Here is a 1,086-nt window from a genome sequence, read left to right on the forward strand (position 1 = left end):
GCGGATCTGGCGCGACCTGAGCGTGGCCGGCCGGCACGCGGCCGCCACACCGGCGGTGGGCAGGGAGATCTACGGCAAGCTGCTGCTCGGCGTGGAGGAGCGGATCACCCCGTTCGTGTGACCCCACCACCGGCACCCCTCACCGCCACCCCCGGAGCGCGGCGCGACTACGCCACGCGGACCAACGCCCCGCGCCCGCGCGCCGTTCCGGGGTAGCCGTGACGGGGTGAGAGCACTCGTCGTCAACTGCACCCTGAAGAAGTCCCCCGAGCCGTCCAACACCGAGGCGCTGGCCCAGGTCGTCGCCGGACGGCTCACCGAACTCGGCGTCCGGGTCGACCACGTGCGCGCGGTCGACCTCGACATCCGGCCCGGCGTCACGTCCGACACGGGCGACGGCGACGCCTGGCCCGCCGTCCGGCGGAAGCTCCTCGCCGCCGAGATCCTGGTCATGGCCTCCCCGACCTGGCTCGGACGGCCCTCCTCCGTCGCCCAGCGGGTCCTCGAACGGATGGACGCCATGCTGAGCGAGACCGACGACGAGGGGCGCCCGGTGGCGTACAACCGCGTCGCCGGGGTCGTCGTCACCGGCAACGAGGACGGCGCCCACCACGTCATCAGCGAGATCGGCGGTGCCCTGGGCGACATCGGGTACACCATCCCGGGACAGGCCTGGACGTACTGGCACCTGGGGCCCGGGCCCGGCCCGGACTACCTGGACGCGTCGCAGGGGCACGAGTGGTCGCACAAGACCGCGCGGGCCATGGCCGCCAACCTGCAGGGCGTCGCCGCGGCACTGGCCGCCCGGCCGCTGGGCACACCGGGTTGAGCCCCCACGGCGGGCCGCCTTCAGCCGTCGCCCCGCCGTAAGCCCGGCACCGCACCCGTAAGCCCGGCACCGCACCCGTAAGCCCGGCACCGCACCCGTAAGCCCGGCACCGCACCCGTCAGCCCGTCACCCCGCCCCCGGCGAACAGCAGCGCCACGTCGATCCCCGCCACCAGGACCGCCGCCGCGAACGGCGCTCCCGGGCGGCGGCCGGCGAGCGCGGAGCCGGCGAGGGCGGTGAGCGCCGCCGCGGCCAGG

At 75.8% G+C, this 1,086-nt stretch carries 1 protein-coding gene; it reads left to right on the top strand.

Annotation, left to right across the window (positions count from 1 at the left end; all coding sequences use genetic code 11):
* Positions 1 to 226: 226 nt before the first annotated feature.
* Positions 227 to 829, top strand: a complete 603-nt coding sequence (locus JNW98_RS27285) for a flavodoxin family protein (RefSeq protein WP_223770967.1) — start codon at positions 227 to 229, stop codon at positions 827 to 829.
* Positions 830 to 1,086 lie beyond the last annotated feature (257 nt).

Origin of the sequence: Streptomyces huiliensis (assembly GCF_020037025.1) — a bacterium.
GTDB lineage: Bacteria > Actinomycetota > Actinomycetes > Streptomycetales > Streptomycetaceae > Streptomyces > Streptomyces huiliensis.